This window comes from Kitasatospora humi (genome assembly GCF_020907985.1).
Classification (GTDB): Bacteria; Actinomycetota; Actinomycetes; order Streptomycetales; family Streptomycetaceae; genus Kitasatospora; species Kitasatospora humi.
In genome coordinates this window covers 62,391-81,405 of sequence record NZ_JAJJPA010000001.1, presented here as the reverse complement: position 1 = coordinate 81,405, position 19,015 = coordinate 62,391, and the positions used below count along the sequence as shown (strand labels likewise).

Here is a 19,015-nt window from a genome sequence, read left to right as displayed (position 1 = left end):
ACCGTGTCGACCGTATCGAGGATCTGGGCGGGGCCGGGTGCCTTCGGCTGCTCAGCACCGTGCCCATCGGGCGGGCGGTGTACACCGTGCACGCGCTGCCGCGGGGGGTGCCGGCGGAGCTCCGGGTCGAGGCGGACGGGCGGCTGCCGCTCCGGCTGGTACCGGACGACGCGGCGTCCCGGGCACCACCCGCTCCCCGGCCGGCGGGCCTGCGCGCGAGGTCCGCGTCCACGGCGGTTCCCGGCCCAGGGAACAGCTGACCGACCGGTAGGACTACGCTCCCCAGCACGGGTGGTTGGCCGTCCGCCCGTCGATGCCCCGACCGGCCCTGGAGCGCCCCATGACGTCCTTCGCCTCCCTCGACGAGCTGACCGCTGCGGTCGGCACCGAGCTCGGCACCAGCGACTGGCACACCATCACGCAGGAGCAGGTGAACCTGTTCGCCGAGGCCACCGGGGACCACCAATGGATCCACGTCGACCCGGAGCGCGCCAAGGAGGGCCCGTTCGGCGGCCCGATCGCGCACGGCTACCTCACCCTGTCGCTGATCCCCATGCTGGCCAAGGAGTGCTACAGCGTCGGCGGGGTGCGGATGGCGGTCAACTACGGCTCGGACAAGGTGCGCTTCCCGGCTCCGGTGCCGGTCGGCACCCCGGTGCGGGCCACCGCCGAACTGCTCTCGGTGACCGAGGCGCCGGGCGGCCGGCAGGCGGTGGTGCGGTTCACCGTCAGCAGCGAGGCCAGTGCCAAGCCGCACTGCGTGGCCGAGACGATCACCCGCTTCTACCTCTGACACCGTTCCGAGGGCGACCGACGGCGCGTCAGGCGGGCACAGCTGACGCACTGTCGGTGGGTGCACGCCCGAACGGCGGTCCTCCCGTGCATCTGCCGCGCCCGCCAGGGGCCGCTTCGGTACGCTGCGGACGAGATGGTGATCGTATCGAGCGGCTGCCCGAGGCCAGGGCGCGGCTCCGCTCGCCGCGCCGCCGTCGACGTCCACGCGTCTTGGAGGTGCTGTGCTCGGCTCCGTTCCCGACTCTTCTCCGATCACCCGGCTTCGCAGCCTGACGGCCGCCGGCTGGCGGCGAGTGCGGACGGACGCCTTCGGCGCCGAACCGACCGGCGCACGCCTGGCCCGGATCCTGGCCAGCCCCAACTTCGCGGACGGCGCCTTCCGCAACCCGGTGCCGACCCGCCGGGTGGTCTACGAGCGCTCGCCGCTGGAGATCACCCGCGCCCAGCTGGCGAGCAACCGCGCCCGCCGCGCGCCGGCCGCCCCGATCCCGCTGCACCGGCTGCGGTCGGCGGAGCTGGCCGTGCCGCCGGCCTCCGGGCTGCGGCTGAGCTGGCTGGGCCACGCCACCGTGCTGGCCGAGCTGGACGGGCGGCGGGTGCTCTTCGACCCGGTCTGGGGGGTGCGCTGCTCGCCGTTCCCCGGGATCGGTCCCAAGCGGCTGCATCCGGTGCCGATCCGGATCGCCGACCTCGGCCCGGTGGACGTGGTGGTGGTGTCGCACGACCACTACGACCACCTGGACATGACCTCGATCCGGGCGCTGCTCGGCAGCGGCGCGCAGTTCGCGGCCCCGCTGGGGGTCGGCGCGCACCTGGAGCACTGGGGCGTGCCGGCCGAGCGGATCACCGAGCTCGACTGGTGGGAGTCGGCCGAGGTGGCCGGCCTCACCCTGACCGCCACCCCGGCCCGGCACTACTGCAGCCGCGGTCCGCGGACCAGCAGCCACTTCCTCTGGGCGTCCTGGGCAGTGGCCGGGCCGGCGCACCGGGTCTTCCACAGCGGGGACAGCGGCTACTTCCCGGGGTTCGCCGAGACCGGGCGGCGGCTGGGCCCGTTCGACGCGACCATGGTGCAGGTCGGCGCCTACAGCCCGTTCTGGCCCGAAGTGCACATGACGCCGGAGGAGGGCGTGCGGGCGCACCTGGACCTGCGCGGCGAGCTGCTGCTGCCGATCCACTGGGGCACCTTCAACCTGGCGCAGCACGCCTGGGAGGAGCCGGTGGAGCGCACCTTGGCGGCGGCCGCGGCGGTCGGCGCCGAGGTCGCGGTGCCTGTGATCGGGCGGCCGTTCGAGCCGGCCGCACCGCCCGCGCTGGAGCCCTGGTGGCACGCGGTGGCCGCGCCCGGCCTGCCGGTGCCGGTGGACGCGCTCGCTCCGGCACCGGCGCAGTCGGCGCTGCCGGCGGCCGGCCAGGAGGACGAGGTCCCGGCCTGACGCCGTACCGACCGGCCCGCTACCCAGCGGTAACTGCGTCGGGGCGGTCTGCCAGTATGTCGGGATGACGATCGACGCGCCGGCCCGGGAGCAGCAACCGGGTGACCCCAAGCCCGTCCACTTCCTCGACCTGCTGCGGATCGAGGAACTGGACGAGAACCTCTACCGCGGCTGGTGCCACGCCGGCGCCCCGCTGCGGGCGTTCGGCGGCCAGGTGGCCGCGCAGGCGCTCACCGCGGGTGGCCGCACGGTCGACCAGGCGCGGCACGTGCACTCGCTGCACGGCTACTTCATGCGTCCCGGCGATCCGCGCCGACCGATCGTCTACCAGGTGGAGCGGCTGCGGGACGGCCGCTCCTACGCCACCCGCCGGGTCACGGCGGTCCAGCGCGGCGAGGCGATCTTCACGCTGTCCGCCTCGTTCAAGGTGCCGGAGACCAGCCGGGAGCGCCAGCGCACGATGCCGCCGGTGCCGGGCCCGGAAGGGCTGGACGACCCGTTCCTCACCTGGGCCGCGAACGATCCGGACGACTTCCGCGCGGCCCTCGGGTACCACTCGCTGGAGATCCGGTTCGTGCCGTCGGACGCGCCGGGCATGCCGCCGGAGCTGCCCGGGGTGCCGCAGCAGTTCGTCTGGCTGCGCACCGGCACCCCGCTGCCCGCCGACGACCCGCTGATCCAGACCTGCGCGCTGACCTACCTCTCCGATCTGACGCTGGCCTCGACCACCGCGCTGCACCTGCAGAAGCACGCCTTCCAGCGCACCGATCCGACCAGGGTGTCGCTCGCCTCGCTGGACCACGCGATGTGGTTCCACCGCCCGATCCGGGCCGACGAGTGGGTGCTGTTCGCCCAGCGCAGTCCGTCGGCGTCGGACGGCCGCGGGCTGGCGCTCGGCGAGTTCTACGACCGGGACGGGGTGCTGGTGGCCTCCGCCGTCCAGGAGACCCTGCTGCGGGAGCTGCGGCCGAAGGGGAACTGATCGCTCGTCACCGTGGGTCGACGAGGCTGCGACGGCGGGCAAGGGCGTCGGCGGTACCGGCTGCCTGCGGCGACCGGCCGCACCGGGGCCGGCTACACCGGAGGACTGCCGCACCGGAGGACGGGCGGCACCAAAGCCCGGCCGCACCGGAGGACAGCCGCACCGGGGGCCGCGGCGCGTGTGACGTGACGCAATGAAAGTCGGACTTGCCACGATCCGTTTCGATGTGTGGCACCTGGGCTGCGTTCATCCCGGTGTCGTCATCGTTTAACACCGCGGTGGAATGCTCCCCACCATGGATGAACCGCGCTTCCCGGGCCGCTCGCCGCTGAGTGGCCACGACCCCGTTGACCAGGTGCGCTTTCCGCTGCCCAAACGCCATCGGCGACTGCTGGCGTGTGCCGCGGTGGCCGCCTCCGTGGCGCTCGGCGGCCTGGGCGTGGGCGCCACCGTGGAGACCGTCGGGCATCAGCAGGTCTCGGTCAACGCGGGCGCCGAGCACTGAGGGCCTGAACCGACCTGCCCCCGACTCGCCGGTCAGCGCCGGGAGTGCCGCCCCGTCCCGCCCACCGGCAGCTCGCCGAGTTCCGCCGCGTAGCGGGCGGCGGGCGCCAGCAGCCGCCAACCGCCCCGGCCGGCCCCGGCCGCCGGTGCCGGGGCGATCAGGCCCAGGCGGTGCAGCAGGTCCAGCACCTCGCGCCGGAACGCGGCGCGGTCCGACAGATGGGCCCGGCGCTCGGCGTCGGCGCCGGCCTCCTCCGGGTGCCACTCGTCGGCGACGTCGCCGAGGATCCCGTCTATCAGCGCCTCCGCGATCGGCACCCCGACCTGCGCGGGTTCGCCCGGCAGCGGCCGCAGCTCCTCCACCAGCCGCTCCACCAGGAGCAGCGCCGCCTCCGCCAGCGGCCCGGGGCCGGGCAGCCGGAGGTCGGTCAGCTCGCCGGCCGGGTCGAGCAGCGCCACGCCCTCCGCCCTGACCTCGGTGACCAGGCCGAGGAAGTCGGCGAACAGCTCCGCCTCCCGCTCCCGGGCCTCCCAGAGCCACTCGTGCTCCAGCCCGGTGAGCTCCTGCACCAGCAGCACCGGTGTCTCGGCCAGCCGTCGGCGCACCGCGACCGGGATGGTGGTGCGCGGCGCCGGCGGGTCCTCCGGCTGGGCCGGGCGGCAGGCGGCGGCCAGTGCGGCGGCCAGCGGGTGGTTCACGCCGTGCCAGGCCTCGGGCAGCTCGGTGACCGCCTGCCACTCGGCCAGCTGGGTGACGGCGGCGGTCAGGTCGGCCGGCTCGACGGTCACCGACTCGGCGGCGCAGGTCTGGGCGATCCGGGCGGCGAGCTGGCCCGGGGGCCAGCGGTCCGGACCGAGCAGTACCACCGAGAGGGCCACCGCGAGCGCCGCGTAGCGCCGCGGCGTGCCGGGAGTGCCGGCCAGCAGCAGCTGGCGTTCGGCACCCGGACCGAGCTCGGCCTTGACCAGCCGGGCGAAACCGTCTCCGACGATCAGCGGATAGCCGAGCAGGTCGGCGAAACGCTCGGCCAGCCAGTCGGCATGACGCTGGATCAGCGGAAAGGCCGGTGCGTGCGGGCCGGTCGCGGTCACCAGCGGCTGGGCGAGCAGCATCCGGGCAGCGGTGCGTCGTTCGGTGGCCTGCACGGCGCTGGCCTCGCGCTTGCGGTGCCGTCCGGCGCCGCCGCGCACGGCCGGCACGGTGCCCGCCGGTGCCGGCCGGCGGCCGCGCCGGGCCCGGGGCAGCGGTTGACGGGCCGTCGGGCCGTGCCACCAGCTGACCGCGGCCAGATCGGCGGCGGCCGGCGCGGGGGCGGTGCCGAAGTGCCGGGCGCCGTAGAGGCCGAAGGCGTCGGTGAACAGGTCGTGCGCTTGGCGCGGCTCGCAGCCGGCGAACCGGCGGGCCAGCAGCAGCAACTGGTCGGCCTCGGGCTGCCGGCTGCGGGTGGGCTCGGCAGCGGGGACCGCCACCTCGGTGCGCCTACGGAGGGTCATTGTGCCGCCGGGCAGTTCGGTGCCGTGCAGCGCTCCGCCCCCGTTCACGCGCCCCTCCGCCGTGCCGCCCGTCTCGCCTGCCGTCCCACCGTCGGGAGCCACCGATGACTCCCGACGGAACAGCCTAAGGCACCTGACGGGGCGCCCGTGGACGATGCGGGTCGGTGCGGCGCCTACGCGTCGGTAACAATGTCTTCCGAGCGACCCGTCGCGTCAATTATCGTGCCGGGGTTCCCGTACCGACTCTCGCGTCGGGGTGCCGCCCCACCCTGTCCCGTACTCAGCCCGGAGGGCATCACCGCATGTTGCACAGCCTCAGCACCAGTGGCCGGCTGCAGACCCTCGGCAGCAGTGGCCGGCTCGCCGGACGGGCCCGCGGCCTGTTCTCCGCCTTCGCGGCGACCTCGGCTGCCCACCTCGGCTCGCTGCTGACCGGCAGCTCGGCGGCCGAGCAGGTGACCAAGCCCGCCCTGATGCCGCTGCTGGCCGCACACGCGGTCGCCACCGAGGGCCCCACGCCGTCGCTGCTCACCCCCGCGCTGGCGGCCAGCACCGCCGGCGACGTGCTGCTGCAGTTCGACTCCGAACCCGCCTTCCTGGCCGGCATGGCCTCCTTCGCGGCGGCGCACGTCTGCTACATCGCGATGTTCGCCAAGCAGGGCGCGATGACGGAGCGTCGACGCCTCGCCATCGTGGCAGCCGGCTACGCGCTGGCCTGGGCGGTGCTGCTCAACCGGCTCTGGCCGGGGCTGGGCTCGCTGAAGGTCCCGGTGGCCGGCTACAGCCTGCTGCTGGCCAGTACGGCGGTGACCTCCACCGGCCTGGGTCTGCGGGCCGGCCTGGGCGGCGGGCTCTTCCTGCTCTCCGACACCCTGATCGCCACCCGGCTGGCCGGCTGGAAGCAGCTCCCCGGCCATGAGTTCTGGATCATGGCGACCTACCTGCTGGCCCAGTACCTGCTGGCCACCGCCGCCCTCAGGGCGCAGACCCAGCGCTCCGACGCTTAGAGGTCGAGGTCCACCACGACCGGGGCGTGGTCGGAGGTGCCCTTGCCCTTGCGGGCCTCGCGGTCGACGTAGCTGTCGCTGACGGCGGCGGCGAACGCGGCGTTGCCGTACACCAGGTCGATCCGCATGCCCCGGTTCTTGGGGAAGCAGAGCTGGCGGTAGTCCCAGTAGGTGTAGGGGCGGTCGTACTTGAGGGCGCGCGGGACCACGTCGGACAGGCCGGCGGCGCGCAGGTCGGCCAGCGCCTTCCGCTCCAGCGGGGTGACATGGGTCTGGCCCTCGAACGCGGCCACGTCGAAGACGTCCTCGTCGGTCGGGGCCACGTTGTAGTCGCCGAGCACCGCGAACGGGCGGTCGGCGGCCGCGTCCTCGGCGATGTCCTGACGCAGCGTCGCCAGCCAGTCCAGCTTGTAACGGTAGTGCGCGTGGCCGACCTCGCGCCCGTTGGGCACGTACACCGACCAGACCCGCACCGGCCCGCAGGTGGCCGCGATGGCGCGGGCCTCCAGCTCGGGCAGCAGCGCGTCCTCCGCCTGGTAGCCGGGCTGGTTGGGCAGGCCGCGCACCACGTCCGTCAGGCCGACCTTGGAGAGGATCGCCACGCCGTTCCACCGCCCGGTGCCGTGCGCCTCGGTCTCGTAACCGAGCTCCCGCACCGCCTCGTAGGGGAAGGCGCCGGCGGCGACCTTCAGCTCCTGCAGGCAGAGCACATCGGGCTTGGCGCCCTCCAGCCACTCCAGCAGCTTGGGCAGCCGCGCGGTGACGGAGTTGATGTTCCAGGTGGCGATGCGCAGGGTCACGACGAAGGCCTTAGCTAGCGGACTGAACGGACGACGGCGGGCACCCGGAGAGCACCCACCTCGAATCTACCGCCGTCCACCGACAGGGCGGGATCGGCTCGGCACCGGCGCCGACCCGCCGCCCCGGCGCACCGGCTCGGCGGCGGCCGGGACTCCTGCTGGGGCCACCTCCTCAGCCCCTCTCCCGGAGCAATCAGGTGAACCCCGCGCCCCGGCGGCCCGCGCTGCCGCTCCAGTGGCCCGACCACAACCAGACTGGGCCGAAAAGGGGAACGGACGAGAGGTGCGCGGCGGATGCGGCAGCGCTTGCGGAACGAACAGCCGAAGCGGGACGAGACGGCGCCGTTGACCGAAGTGCGCGGGCCGGAGGCGCGGGACCGGCAGGGCGCCGCCGACGCCCGGCACCGCGCACGGGCCGAACGCGCCGAGGGCGCGGCCGACTACCTCGACGGGCGACTGCCCTTCCTGGACGCGGCCAAGGACGCGGTGCGCAAGGTCTTCCCCGACCACTGGTCGTTCCTGCTCGGCGAACTGGCGCTCTACAGCTTCGCCCTGCTGGTGCTCACGGGCGTCTACCTGACCTTCTTCTTCACGCCCTCGTCGGGCGAGGTGGTGTACAACGGCGGGTACCTGCCGCTGTCCGGCGTGCGGATGACCGCGGCCTACGCCAGCACCCTGCGGATCAGCTTCGACGTGCGCGGCGGGCTGCTGATCCGGCAGATGCACCACTGGTCGGCGCTGGTCTTCCTGGCCTCGATCGGGGCCCACATGCTGCGGATCTTCTTCACCGGCGCCTTCCGCCGCCCTCGCGAGGTGAACTGGCTGATCGGCCTGACGCTCTTCCAACTCGCCCTGGTGGAGGGGTTCGCGGGCTACTCGCTCCCCGACGACCTGCTCTCCGGCACCGGGCTGCGCACCGCGCAGGGCTTCATGCTGGCGGTCCCCCTGGTCGGCACGTACCTCGCCTTCTTCGCGTTCGGCGGCCCGTGGCCCGGCACGGAGATCGCGCAGCGCCTCTACACCACTCACATCCTGCTGCTGCCCGGGCTGTTGCTGGGCCTGGTGACAGCACATCTGATCCTGGTCTACTACCTCAAGCACACCCAGTGGGGCGGGCCGGGCCGCAGCGGCCGCAACGTGGTCGGCAAGCCGGCCTTCCCGCAGTTCACCGCGGCGACCGTCGGACTGATGGCACTGGTCTTCGGCGTGGTGGCGGTGCTGGCCGCGGTCGCCCAGATCAACCCGATCTGGAACTACGGTCCGTACCGTCCCGACCAGGCCTCGACGGATGCCCAACCCGACTGGTACATGGGCTTCCTGGAGGGCGCGCTGCGGCTGATGCCGGGCGCGGAGACCCGGCTCTGGGGGCACACCGTGTCGTGGAACCCGCTGCTGCCGACGATCGTGCTCCCGATCGTGCTGTTCGCCGCGTTGTACGCGTACCCGTTCGTCGAGCAGTGGATCACCGGTGACCGCAGCGAACACCACCTGTGCGACCGGCCGCGCAACCGGCCGACCCGCACGGCGATCGGGGTGGCCGGGTTCACCGCGTACGCGGTCCTGCTGATGGCCGGCGGGCAGGACGTGTTGGCCTACCAGTTCGACGTCTCGGTGAACGGGGTGAACTGGACGCTGCGGATTGCCCTGTTCGTGCTGCCGCTGCTGGCCTTCTGGCTGACCCGCTGGCTCTGCCTGGCACTTCAGGCGAGGGACCGGTCACGGTTCGATTCCGGGGTGCCGACGGGCTTCGTGAGCCAGTCGGTGGAGGGCGGCTACGAGCAGGGACACGAGGAGCTGACGGTGCGCCAGAAGTACACACTGGCCATGGAGCGGGCACCGGAGCCGATGGTGGCGCCCGGTGGACCGCGGCGGCAGCGGCTGCGTGCGGCCCTGAGCGAGTGGTACTACCGTGACCGGGTGCGTTAGACGGCTGCCCGCCGGCCGAGGAGCGCGGGGTAGTCGGGCAGGTCGGCAAGCTCGGCCACCTTCTCGCCCTCCCTGAGCATCCAGTCGAGGATGGCGCGCCGGCTCAGTAGGGTGACAGCGAGCTCGCCCGGTCGTGCAGCACCTGTGTCCGGTCGTCGTCGAGGTGGCGCCGCAGCGCCTCCCTGTTCTCCGGTCCCGCGCTGCCCATCGCCCGAAGCGCCCCGAACAGCGTGGAGACCTCCGGCGCCCGGTCCGACGCCCGCGCAAGCGCCTCGGCGTCCAGGGCCGACTCAGGGTCCCGCTCCGACGGACCCTGCCTCACCGTCGGGGCAGGGGCGCTGTGTCGGCGTCGTCAGGGGTGCGGCGATCCGCTTCTCGAACCAGTGGTGGGCGTACCTCTCGTCGTTGAAGGCGGCGACCTCCTGGAAGCCGTAGGAGTGGTACAGGCTGATCGCGGCAGTGAGCGCCTTGTTGGTGTCCAGCCGCAGCACGGAGTGGCCGTGCTTGGCAGCTCGCGCCTCCAACTCGGCCAGGAACCGGCGGCCGAGTCCGAGGCCCCGGGCGTCGGGTGCGACCCACATGCGTTTGACCTCGGCGGGGGCGCCGGGCGGCAGCTTCAGGCCGGCGCAGCCGACGGGCTCGCCGTGCAGCCGGGCGATCAGGAGCAGGCCGTGCGGTGGCCGGAGTTCGGCGGCGTCGGGCAGCAGGCTCCGCGTGGGGTCGAAGCCGGTCTCGAAGCGTTCCTGGATCTCGGCGTAGTAGGACCGCAGGCAGTGCCGGGCGTCGGGGTGGTGCGGATCGACGATGTCCAGCGTGACGGTCGCGGCGGTCAGCAGTCGATCGACCTCGGCCATGGCGGCGACCAGCCGGGCGCGCTGGGCGGTGTTGAGCGGCCCGAGCAGGGCGCCCGCCAACTCGTCGCTACGGGCGTCGAGCGCGGCGCGTTCCGCCAGGCCGGCGTCGGTGAGCCGGACGGTGCGCACCCGTCTGTCCTCAGGCTGCGGCTGCACTGTCACCAGGCCGTCGGCCTCCAGGGAGCGCAGCAGTCTGCTGACGTATCCCGAGTCGAGACCGAGGCGCTGTCGCAGCCGCCGTACGTCCTGGCCCTGCTCGCCGATCTCCCAGAGCAGCCGGGCCTCGCCGACGGGCCGGTCGCGGCCCAGGTAGTGGTCGTGGAGAACACCCACGCGTTCGGTGACGGTGCGGTTGAACCGCCGCACCTGTTCGATCTGCGCCGCATCCATTTTCTGACCCTAGTCAGAGGACTGGTTCGGCGCCAGGAAGCACGGCGAGGGGCCGCGGGTCGTGGCAGGTTCGCGTTCCCGTTTCCGCATCCTGCGTCCCGCCTCCGGAAACCGTTTGGCGAGGTCACCGCAGCTGCGCTATAGACATGCCATGACCACCTGGCAGCTGGCCCCCGAGTGCTTCGGCACCGCTGACGCGACCAGCCTGCGCCGCGACTACTACGACGAGGTCGCCAGTCGCTACTGGAAGCGGCGCGCGACCCCCGAGGAGGTCGACGAGGGCCTGGCGAACGACGGAGTGGAGCTGCTCGTCCCGCCCACGGGCCAGTTCGTGGTGGGTCGTTACGATGGCGAGGCCGCCGCCTGCGGAGGCCTGCTGATGCTGGACTCCGAACGCGCCGAGCTCACCCGCGTCTACCTGCGCCCCGCCTTCCGGGGCAAGAAGGGCGCGAGCCTGCTGCTGGATCTGCTGGAGAGCGAGGCGCGCCGACTCGGCGCGTCCCGGATGCTCCTCAACACCCGCCTCGACCTGATCGAGGCCCGCTCGCTGTACGTCCGCCACGGCTACCGCGAGATCCCGGCGTACTGCACCGGCCCGTACGTGGAGATCTGCTACGGCAAGGACCTCGACCGAACCGCTTGACCGGCGGGGCGGCACGGCAGGCGGCGGACGCCGTGCGCGGGCCGCCGCCGCTCACCGGTGGCCCTGCGCCCGGGCCTTGGTCCAGGCGGTCTCCCGCAGCAGCCTCAGCCCGTTGAGGCCGACGATGACGGTGGAGCCCTCGTGACCGAGGACGCCGAGTGGCAGCGGCAGGGTGGCGACCAGGTCCCAGACCGCCAGGCCGGAGATGAACACCGAGGCGATCACCAGGTTCTGCACCACGAAGGAGCGGGAGCGGCGGGAGAGCGCCACCACGGCCGGCACGGTGGCGAGTTCGTCCCGGACGATGACCGCGTCAGCGGTCTCCAGCGCGAGGTCGGAGCCGGCCCGGCCCATGGCGATGCCGGTGTGGGCGGCGGCCAGCGCCGGAGCGTCGTTGACGCCGTCACCGATCACCAGCACCTTGTGGCCTGCCCGTTCCTGCTCTTTGACGGCGAGGACCTTGTCCTGCGGCAGCAGGCCGGCGCGAACGTCGGTGATGCCGACCTCGGCGGCCAGGCGGGCGGCGGCGCGCGGGTTGTCACCGGTGACGAGCAGCGGCACCGTGCCCGTCAGGGTGGTCAGCGCAGTGACGGTGGCGGCGGCGTCCGGACGGAGCCGGTCGGCGATGCCGAGCACGCCGACCGGGACGCCGTCGGCCTCCACCAGGACGGCGGTGCGACCGCTGTCCTCCAACTCGGCGGCGACGGTGGCGGCCTGGGCCCGGGCGGCGTCCGCGGGGCCTTCCCCGGCCGCAGACCGGGAGGCGCCCGCGAGCAACCGGGCCGGGGCGCCGACGGCTACGGCGCGGCCGGCCACGGTGGCGGTCACGCCGACGCCGGGGGCGGAGGCGAAGCCTTCCGCCGTGGCCACGGCAAGGCCCCGGGTGCGGGCGGCGTCGACGACGGCACGGGCGAGCGGGTGCTCGCTGGGGTGCTCAGCCGACGCCGCCAGCGCCAGGAGCTGGTCCTGCGTCAGCCCGGAACCGGTCAGCGGTCGGATGTCGGTGACCTTCGGAGTGCCCTCGGTGAGGGTGCCGGTCTTGTCCAGCGCGACCGAGTCGACCTGCCCCAGGCGCTCCATCACGACGGCGGACTTCACCAGCACACCATGCCGCCCGGCGTTGGCGATCGCGGAGAGCAGCGGCGGCATGGTCGCCAGCACCACCGCGCACGGCGAGGCGACGATCATGAAGGTCATCGCCCGCAGCAGCGAGCCGGTGAACGCCGCCCCGAGGGCGAGCGGGACGGCGAAGACCGCGAGGGTGGCGATGACCATTCCGATCGAGTAGCGCTGCTCGACCTTCTCGATGAACAGCTGCGTGGGGGCCTTGGTCTCGGAGGCTTCCTCGACCATCTTCACGATCCGGGCGATGACCGAGTCGCAGGCGTCCCGGTCGACCTTGACCCGCAGGGCGCCGGTGCCGTTCACGGTGCCGGCGAACACCTCGTCACCGGGCTGCTTGGCCACCGGCAGCGGCTCGCCGGTGATGGTGGCCTGGTCGACTTCGCTCGCGCCGGCCAGTACCAGGCCGTCGGCGCCGATCCGCTCCCCGGGGCGCACCAGGAGGGTGTCCCCGACGGTCAGCCGCCCGGTCGGCACGGTCTCCTCGGAGCCGTCGTCGAGCAGCCGGGTCGCGGTGGCGGGAGCGAGGTCCAGCAGGCCGCGCACCGAGTCGGCGGTCCGCGCGGTGGCCAGCGCCTCCAGAGCGCCGGAGGTGGCGAAGATGACGATCAGCAGAGCACCGTCGACCACCTGGCCGACCGCCGCGGCACCGAGCGCGGCGACGATCATCAGCAGGTCGACGTCGAGCGTCTTCTCCTTCAGCGCCCGCAGGCCCGCCCAGGCCGGTTCCCACCCGCCGGTCGCGTACGCGAGGGCGTACAGCGGGCCCCAGGCCCAGGTCGGGGCGCCGGTCAGCTGCAGTGGCAGGGCGGTCAGGAACAGCGCGGTCGCCGCGGCGGCCCACCGGGCTTCGGGCAGCGCGAAGAGCCGGGTGCGCCGCCGAGGGGCGACACCGGTGGAAGCGAGGGCCACCTCGGGGGTTGAGCGCTCGATCAGGGTGGAGGACACGGCAGGCAGGACCCTTCAGCACAGACCACGGGCACGACTCACGACTCGGTCACCATACAGGAACACATGAACATGCCTTCATGTCTACCTGTGTGACCTGTAGTATTGGCACATGGGTCATGGAGCCGCTCCCGCGAAGAACGCCGTCCCGCTCACCCGGCTGGACCAGGCCAGCGCCGCTCATGTGGCCACCACCTTGCAGGCCTTGGCCACCCCGTCCCGGCTCCTGATCCTCGCCCGGCTGCGCGAAGGCCCCTGTGCCGCCACCGAGTTGGCGAACGAGGTCGGCATGGAGCAGTCAGCCTGCTCCCACCAGCTGCGGCTGCTGCGCAACCTCGGCCTGGTCGTCGGCCGGCGGCACGGCCGCTCGGTCGTCTACGCGCTGTACGACAACCACGTCGCCCAGCTGCTCGACCAAGCCGTCTACCACATCGAGCATCTGCGGCAGGGCCTGAGCGACTCCGCGGACGCCGTCGATGCCGCAGACACCGCCGACCGGGACGTCACGGGCCACCAAGCGGCGGAAGCCACAGGCTGACCTGACCGACCGACCCGCGGGCCGCTGACCCGCGGGCCTCCAACCGCCGACCGCCAACCGCCAACCCGCCGCGGGTCATTGCCCGCGCAGCGCGTGCTGGAACACGAACCCCGCGACCCCCGGCGCCAGCACCGCGAACCCGATCAGCAGCAGCCACCACCCGTAGATCACCCCCAGCGCCGTCACCGCAGCCCCGGCCGCCGTCCACACCGGGTAGACGCTCGACGGCGAGAAGAAGGCCAACGGGCCGGTGCCCGCCGCGACTTCGGCATCCGGGTCATCGGACAGCCGGCGCCCCTGCTTGACGAGCTGCCCCCAGCAGAACGCCGCCACCAGCGACGACATCAGGAACGCCACCACCAATGCGGCCTTGCCCGCCGGCTCGTGGGCGAACACCCCGTAGGTCGTGGCGAGGATCGCGAAGAAGCAGGCCCAGCCCGTGAACAGCCACGCCTCCGACTTCATCGGGCGCCCTCCTCCAGTCGTTCGAGTTCGGCAGCCCGGCTGTGGTCCGGGAAGTGCAGGTCGAAGGCCGGGCACTCGGAGCGGATCCGGGGCATGGTGTGGAAGTTGTGGCGCGGCGGTGGGCAGGAGGTGGCCCACTCCAGCGAGCGGCCGTAGCCCCAGGGGTCGTCCTCCGTCACCGTGCGGCCCTTCCGCCCGGTCAGCCAGACGTTGTAGAGGAACGGCAGGGTGGACAGGCCCAGCAGGAACGAGCCGATGGTGGAGACGGTGTTGAGCGTGGTGAAGCCGTCCGAGGCCAGGTAGTCGGCGTAGCGGCGGGGCATGCCCTCGGCGCCGAGCCAGTGCTGCACCAGGAAGGTGGCCTGGAAGCTCGGGAAGAGCAGCCAGAAGTGCACTTTGCCGACACGCTCGTTGAGCATCCGGCCGGTCATCTTGGGCCACCAGAAGTAGAAGCCGGCGAAGGTCGCGAAGACCACCGTGCCGAAGAGCACGTAGTGCATGTGCGCGACGACGAAGAAGCTGTCGCTGACCTGGAAGTCGATCGGCGGGGCGGCGAGCAGCACGCCCGTCAGGCCGCCGAACAGGAACGTCGTCATGAAGCCCAGGCTGAACAGCATCGGCGTCTCGAAGGAGAGCGATCCGTTCCACAAGGTGCCGACCCAGTTGAAGAACTTCACGCCGGTCGGCACCGCGATCAGCAGCGAGGTGAGCGAGAAGAACGGCAGCAGCACCTGGCCGGTGACGAACATGTGGTGCGCCCAGACCACCGCGGACAGCGCGGTGATCGCGATGGTCGCACCGATCAGCCCGTAGTAGCCGAAGACCGGCTTGCGGCTGAACACCGGCAGGATCTCGGTGACGATCCCGAAGAACGGCAGCGCGACGATGTAGACCTCCGGATGCCCGAAGAACCAGAACAGGTGCTGCCAGAGCAGCGGTCCGCCGTTAGCCGGGTCGAACACATGGGCACCGAACCGGCGGTCGGCCTCCAGCGCGAGCAGCGCGGCGGTGAGGACGGGGAAGGAGAGCAGCGCCAGGATCGAGGTGAAGAGCACGTTCCAGGTGAAGACCGACATCCGGAAGAGGGTCATGCCGGGGGCGCGCAGGCAGACGATGGTGGTGATGAAGTTGACCGAGCCCAGGATGGTGCTCAGGCCGGCGACCACCAGGCCCATGGTCCACAGGTCGCCGCCCGAACCGGGGCTGCGCACCGGCCCGTTGAGCGGCGCGTAGGCGAACCAGCCGAAGGAGGCGGCGCCGTTGCTGGTGAAGAAGCCGGCGACCACCATCAGCCCGCCGAACAGGAAGACCCAGTAGGTGAAGGCGTTCAGCCGGGGGAAGGCGACGTCGGGCGAGCCGATCTGCAGCGGCATCACGGCGTTCGCGAAGCCGGCGAAGGTGGGGGTGGCGAAGAGCAGCAGCATCAGCGTGCCGTGGATGGTGAACAGCTGGTTGTACTGCTCGGCGGTGAAGAACTGCAGCCCGGGGCGGGCCAGCTCGGCGCGCATCAGCATCGCCAGGATCCCGGCGAACAGGAAGTACCCGAAGGCGGTGACGAGGTAGAGGTTGCCGATCTGCTTGTGGTCGGTGGTCGTCAGCCAGCCGAACACCCGCGTTCCGCGTCGTACCCGCACCGGGTCAGCCGCAGGAGCCTGCACCACTTGAGCCATCCGGCCTCCCTCACCGAGCCACCCGAACCGACCCGCCTCATGGAACCGCCTGGACGGCTCACGACGCGTGCGCCGCGCCGCCGTAAACCTCTTGATGCTCCGTCAGGACGATCGGGAGACTCGTGGCATGAAGCTGATCAACGCACGAGAGGCGGTGCTGGAACACTTCCGCTGGGACGGCGGGCACGCCGACGTCTGGGCGGTCTTCCGGGACGGCGCGGCGCTGGCGGCCGTGGTGCGCGGGCTCGCGGAGCCGTTCCGCGGGGCGGGCGTGACGGCCGTGGTCGGGCTGGAGTCGCGCGGCTTCCTGCTGGGCGCCGCGGCGGCCGTGCAACTGGGCGTGGGCTTCGTGCCGGTGCGCAAGGAGGCCGGACTGTTCCCGGGCGAGAAACTCACCCGGGAGACCGATCCGGACTACCGCAGGCTGCGGCACACCCTGCGGCTGCAGCGGGCCGCGCTCAGCGGGCGGGACCGGGTGCTGCTGGTCGACGACTGGATCGAGACCGGCAGCCAGGCCGCCGCGGTGCGCGAGCTGGTGCTGGAGTGCGGGGCGGGCTGGGCCGGCTGCGCGGTGGTGGTGGACCAGTTGACGGGACGCCGGCGGCCCGCGCTCGGCCCGATCCACGGGCTGCTGCGGGCCGACGAGCTGCCGGCCGATCCGGAGGCCGGTCCGGCGCGGCCGTGCGCTCTACCGCTCCGCGGGGGACCGCTTGACGGCCCCGGAGACCGGTCCGGCGCGGCCGTGCGGCCTACCGCTCCGCGCGGGACCGCTTGACGGCCCCGGAGACCGGCCCGGCGCGGCCGTGCGGTCTACCGCTCCGCGCGGGACCGCTTGACGGCCCCGGAGACCGGCCCGGCGCGGCCGTGCGGTCTACCGCTCCGCGCGGGACCGCTTGACGGTGCGGAAGCGGCGGGCGACCGCGCGGGCGAGGTCGGCGGCGCCGATCAGGCCGGCGTTGTTGCCCAGCGCGGCCGGGACGATCTGCGCCTCGGGGCGGAAGCCACGGCCGGTGAGGGTGCGGCGGAAGGCGTCCTGGGCGGGCCCGAGCAACAGGTCGCCGGCCGCCGAGACGCCGCCGCCGATCACGAACCGGCCCGGGTCCAGGGCGGCTGCCAGGTTGGCCAGGCCCACGCCCAGCCAGTTGCCGATGTCGTGGAGCAGTTCCACGGCCATCGGGTCGCCCTCCCGGGCGGCCTCGGTGACCAGCGGACCGGTGATCGCCGCGACCTCGCCGCCGACCCGGGCCAGCAGCGGCTGGGCCACCGGCGACTCCGCGGCGGCCAGCTCGCGGGCCTCGCGGACCAGTGCGTTGCCCGAGGAGTACTGCTCCCAGCACCCCCGGTTGCCGCACGGGCAGCGGTGCCCGCCGGGCACCACCTGCATGTGGCCGAACTCCCCCGCGAGGCCGAACCGCCCGCGGTCCACCCGCCCCTGACGGACCAGCGCGCCGCCGATCCCGGTGCCCAGCGTGATCATCACCAGCAGGTCCTCGTCACGCCCGGCGCCGAACCGCCACTCGGCCCAGGCCGCGGCGTTGGCGTCGTTCTCGACGACCACGGGGAACTTCAGCCTGTTGCTGAGGGCCTCGCGCAGCGGTTCGTCGCGCCAGTTGAGGTGCGGGGCGAAGAGCACCCGGGAGCGGTCGGCGTCGACCCAGCCGGCGGCGCCGATGCCGACCGCGTGCACGTCGTGCCGGTCGGCCAGCTCCAGGACCAGCTCGACGATGACGTCCTCGACCACCTTGGGGCTCTTGCTCTTTTCCGGGGTGTCGGCGCGCAGCTGCTCGACGATGGCGCCCTCGCCGCTCACCACCCCGGCGACCACCTTGGTGCCGCCGATGTCGATCCCGATGGTGGGCAGCCGGAGCACCCCTGCGGGCAGGCTGCGGCGGCGCCGGTCGCGGTAGTCGTCGGTCTGGTGCGGACGGCCGGCCCGCTGGCCGAGACCGCGCTGGCCGAGACCGAGCAGGGCGGGCAGTACGGGCTGGCCACCACGGGCGGAGGACTGGTTCACGCGGTGACGATACGCCCCGTCAGATGAGAAGCCGCTGATCGAATCCTGAGGATCGGGGCCTCCCGTGCACACGGGCCGCTCAGGCAGGTGCCAAACTAGGGGGTGGTCATCGCGGGGACATTCATGCGCATGTGATCTTTCTCTCAGCTTCCTCTCAGATTGGGAGTAACCGATCATGCGTTCGCCGCGTCCCCGTATAAGTGAGTGCGCACCGGCCAGCGGGGTCCGGGCGATGAGGCTTCCCGGATACGAGATACACAGATGCAACTGACAGGTCAGCCCTTCCTGATCCTTACGATCATCCTGGTGCCGGTCTCCATCCTGCTGGCGATGCTGCTCTGGGGCCGGGTCGGCGGCCCCAAGCCGGTGCGGTTCCTGGCCCGTCTGGTCATGATCCTCTTCTGCCAGGCGACCGCGGTGACCATGGTCTTCGTCATGGTGAACAACGCCAACATGATCTACGGCAGCTGGAGCGACCTGCTCGGTTCGGACGAGCACGTGCAGGCGGTGCCCACCCCGGCGGCGGCCGCCGCCGACCAGCCGAACGGGCCGGGGTCGGGCAGCGACGCCAAGCCGCCCAAGGCGCTGCAGCAGTTCAAGCCCGTGGACGACCCGCTGGTGCCGAAGGACGTGGAGACCACCGATCTGAAGGGCCAGCAGTCCGGGGTGACCGCCGAGGTCAACGTCTGGCTGCCGCCGCAGTACAACGACCCGGCGTACAAGGACAAGAAGTTCCCGGTGGTCGAGATGCTGCCCGGCTTCCCCGGCTCCTCGAAGGCCTGGTTCGGCTCGCTGAAGGTGACCGAGCAGCTGAAGCCGCTGATGGAGTCGGGCCAGGTGACCCCGTTCATCCTGATCTCCCCGCGCACCCAGCTGATCAGCACCACCGTGGACACCGGCTGCGCCGACGTGCCGGGCAAGGTCAACGCGGACACCTGGCTCTCCCGGGACGTGCCGCAGATGATCCTGGACAACTTCCGGGCCGACCCGTCGCCGGACCGCTGGGCGATCATGGGGTACTCGGCCGGCGGGCACTGCGCGGACCGGATGGCGCTGCTGCACCCGGACCGCTTCCGCGCCGGGATCTCCCTCTCCGGCTACAGCGACCCGCACGCCGAGGAGCTGTCGCTGACCGCCAAGGACCCCAAGCTGCGGCAGACCGCCAACCCGCTCTACATCCTGGAGCACGCCGCGACCCCGCCGAAGGTCGCGCTGTTCCAGAGCGGCGGCAAGGGCGACGGCTACGAGGACGGGCAGGCGCTGGCCGCCGCCGCCAAGGCACCCACCACGGTGAACGTCGAGCTGACCCCGGGTTCGCACACCCCGTCGCTGTGGCGGCCGATGATCCCGGGCGTCTTCAAGTGGCTGACCTCGATCATCCCGGTGCAGCACTGACCTGACCGCGAACGGCGCCCGACGGATCCGCT

The 19,015-nt window shown here is 72.6% G+C and carries 17 protein-coding genes; 10 read left to right on the top strand and 7 right to left on the bottom strand.

Annotation, left to right across the window (positions count from 1 at the left end; translation table 11 throughout):
• Positions 1 to 340: 340 nt before the first annotated feature.
• The 4 genes from LN042_RS00395 (at position 341) to LN042_RS00380 (ending at position 3,718) form a co-directional block, all read left to right on the top strand.
• Positions 341 to 793, top strand: a complete 453-nt coding sequence (locus LN042_RS00395) for a MaoC family dehydratase (protein WP_230047686.1) — start codon at positions 341 to 343, stop codon at positions 791 to 793.
• 223 nt (positions 794 to 1,016) lie between these two features.
• Positions 1,017 to 2,231: an MBL fold metallo-hydrolase gene (locus tag LN042_RS00390; protein WP_372495646.1), complete on the top strand. Its 1,215-nt coding sequence runs from the start codon at positions 1,017 to 1,019 to the stop codon at positions 2,229 to 2,231.
• A gap of 64 nt (positions 2,232 to 2,295) precedes the next feature.
• Positions 2,296 to 3,213, top strand: coding sequence for an acyl-CoA thioesterase (locus tag LN042_RS00385; protein ID WP_230047685.1), 918 nt, complete (start codon positions 2,296 to 2,298; stop codon positions 3,211 to 3,213).
• 295 nt (positions 3,214 to 3,508) lie between these two features.
• On the top strand, positions 3,509 to 3,718 hold the full coding sequence (locus LN042_RS00380) for a hypothetical protein (protein WP_230047684.1): 210 nt from the start codon (positions 3,509 to 3,511) through the stop codon (positions 3,716 to 3,718).
• Positions 3,719 to 3,750: 32 nt separating this feature from the next.
• On the opposite strand, the gene LN042_RS00375 is transcribed toward LN042_RS00380, so the two are convergent.
• Positions 3,751 to 5,259, bottom strand: a complete 1,509-nt coding sequence (locus tag LN042_RS00375) for a DUF2398 family protein (RefSeq protein ID WP_230047683.1) — start codon at positions 5,257 to 5,259, stop codon at positions 3,751 to 3,753.
• A 254-nt stretch (positions 5,260 to 5,513) separates the two neighbouring features.
• On the opposite strand from LN042_RS00375, the gene LN042_RS00370 reads away from it, so the two are divergent.
• The gene (locus tag LN042_RS00370) at positions 5,514 to 6,218 is read left to right on the top strand and encodes a lysoplasmalogenase (RefSeq protein ID WP_230047682.1); all 705 of its coding nucleotides are present in this window, start codon (positions 5,514 to 5,516) and stop codon (positions 6,216 to 6,218) included.
• Here the strand turns inward: LN042_RS00370 and LN042_RS00365 are convergent.
• Positions 6,215 to 7,012 (bottom strand): exodeoxyribonuclease III, encoded by a 798-nt coding sequence (locus tag LN042_RS00365; RefSeq protein ID WP_230048063.1) that lies wholly within the window; start codon positions 7,010 to 7,012, stop codon positions 6,215 to 6,217. The two genes, LN042_RS00370 and LN042_RS00365, sit on opposite strands and share 4 nt — an antisense overlap.
• 300 nt (positions 7,013 to 7,312) lie before the next feature.
• Here LN042_RS00365 and qcrB point away from each other — a divergent pair, with 300 nt between their 5' ends.
• Positions 7,313 to 8,944 (top strand): cytochrome bc1 complex cytochrome b subunit, encoded by a 1,632-nt coding sequence (gene qcrB, locus LN042_RS00360; protein ID WP_230047681.1) that lies wholly within the window; start codon positions 7,313 to 7,315, stop codon positions 8,942 to 8,944.
• A 290-nt stretch (positions 8,945 to 9,234) separates the two neighbouring features.
• Here qcrB and LN042_RS00355 read toward each other — a convergent pair whose 3' ends face one another.
• A complete protein-coding gene (locus LN042_RS00355) occupies positions 9,235 to 10,188 on the bottom strand; it encodes a helix-turn-helix domain-containing GNAT family N-acetyltransferase (protein ID WP_230047680.1) in 954 nt (317 codons plus the stop codon).
• Positions 10,189 to 10,339: 151 nt separating this feature from the next.
• On the opposite strand from LN042_RS00355, the gene LN042_RS00350 reads away from it, so the two are divergent.
• Positions 10,340 to 10,831, top strand: coding sequence for a GNAT family N-acetyltransferase (locus LN042_RS00350; protein WP_230047679.1), 492 nt, complete (start codon positions 10,340 to 10,342; stop codon positions 10,829 to 10,831).
• Between the two features lie 51 nt (positions 10,832 to 10,882).
• Here the strand turns inward: LN042_RS00350 and LN042_RS00345 are convergent, their stop codons facing one another.
• Positions 10,883 to 12,901: a heavy metal translocating P-type ATPase gene (locus LN042_RS00345; RefSeq protein WP_308191739.1), complete on the bottom strand. Its 2,019-nt coding sequence runs from the start codon at positions 12,899 to 12,901 to the stop codon at positions 10,883 to 10,885.
• A gap of 112 nt (positions 12,902 to 13,013) precedes the next feature.
• On the opposite strand from LN042_RS00345, the gene LN042_RS00340 reads away from it, so the two are divergent.
• Positions 13,014 to 13,439: an ArsR/SmtB family transcription factor gene (locus LN042_RS00340; RefSeq protein WP_230047678.1), complete on the top strand. Its 426-nt coding sequence runs from the start codon at positions 13,014 to 13,016 to the stop codon at positions 13,437 to 13,439.
• A gap of 75 nt (positions 13,440 to 13,514) precedes the next feature.
• On the opposite strand, the gene ctaF is transcribed toward LN042_RS00340, so the two are convergent.
• Positions 13,515 to 13,904 carry an aa3-type cytochrome oxidase subunit IV gene (gene ctaF, locus LN042_RS00335; protein WP_230047677.1) on the bottom strand — a complete coding sequence of 130 codons (390 nt, stop codon included), beginning with the start codon at positions 13,902 to 13,904 and terminating at the stop codon, positions 13,515 to 13,517.
• Complete coding sequence (gene ctaD, locus LN042_RS00330; RefSeq protein ID WP_230047676.1) at positions 13,901 to 15,574, bottom strand: aa3-type cytochrome oxidase subunit I; 1,674 nt, start codon at positions 15,572 to 15,574, stop codon at positions 13,901 to 13,903. The genes ctaF and ctaD overlap by 4 nt, the downstream gene beginning before the upstream one ends.
• A gap of 127 nt (positions 15,575 to 15,701) precedes the next feature.
• On the opposite strand from ctaD, the gene LN042_RS00325 reads away from it, so the two are divergent.
• Positions 15,702 to 16,349 carry a phosphoribosyltransferase family protein gene (locus LN042_RS00325; protein ID WP_230047675.1) on the top strand — a complete coding sequence of 216 codons (648 nt, stop codon included), beginning with the start codon at positions 15,702 to 15,704 and terminating at the stop codon, positions 16,347 to 16,349.
• A 96-nt stretch (positions 16,350 to 16,445) separates the two neighbouring features.
• On the opposite strand, the gene LN042_RS00320 is transcribed toward LN042_RS00325, so the two are convergent.
• A complete protein-coding gene (locus tag LN042_RS00320) occupies positions 16,446 to 17,543 on the bottom strand; it encodes an ROK family glucokinase (protein ID WP_372495663.1) in 1,098 nt (365 codons plus the stop codon).
• 306 nt (positions 17,544 to 17,849) lie between these two features.
• Between LN042_RS00320 and LN042_RS00315 the strand changes: the two genes are divergently transcribed.
• Positions 17,850 to 18,983 carry an alpha/beta hydrolase gene (locus LN042_RS00315; protein WP_230047673.1) on the top strand — a complete coding sequence of 378 codons (1,134 nt, stop codon included), beginning with the start codon at positions 17,850 to 17,852 and terminating at the stop codon, positions 18,981 to 18,983.
• Positions 18,984 to 19,015: the final 32 nt, after the last annotated feature.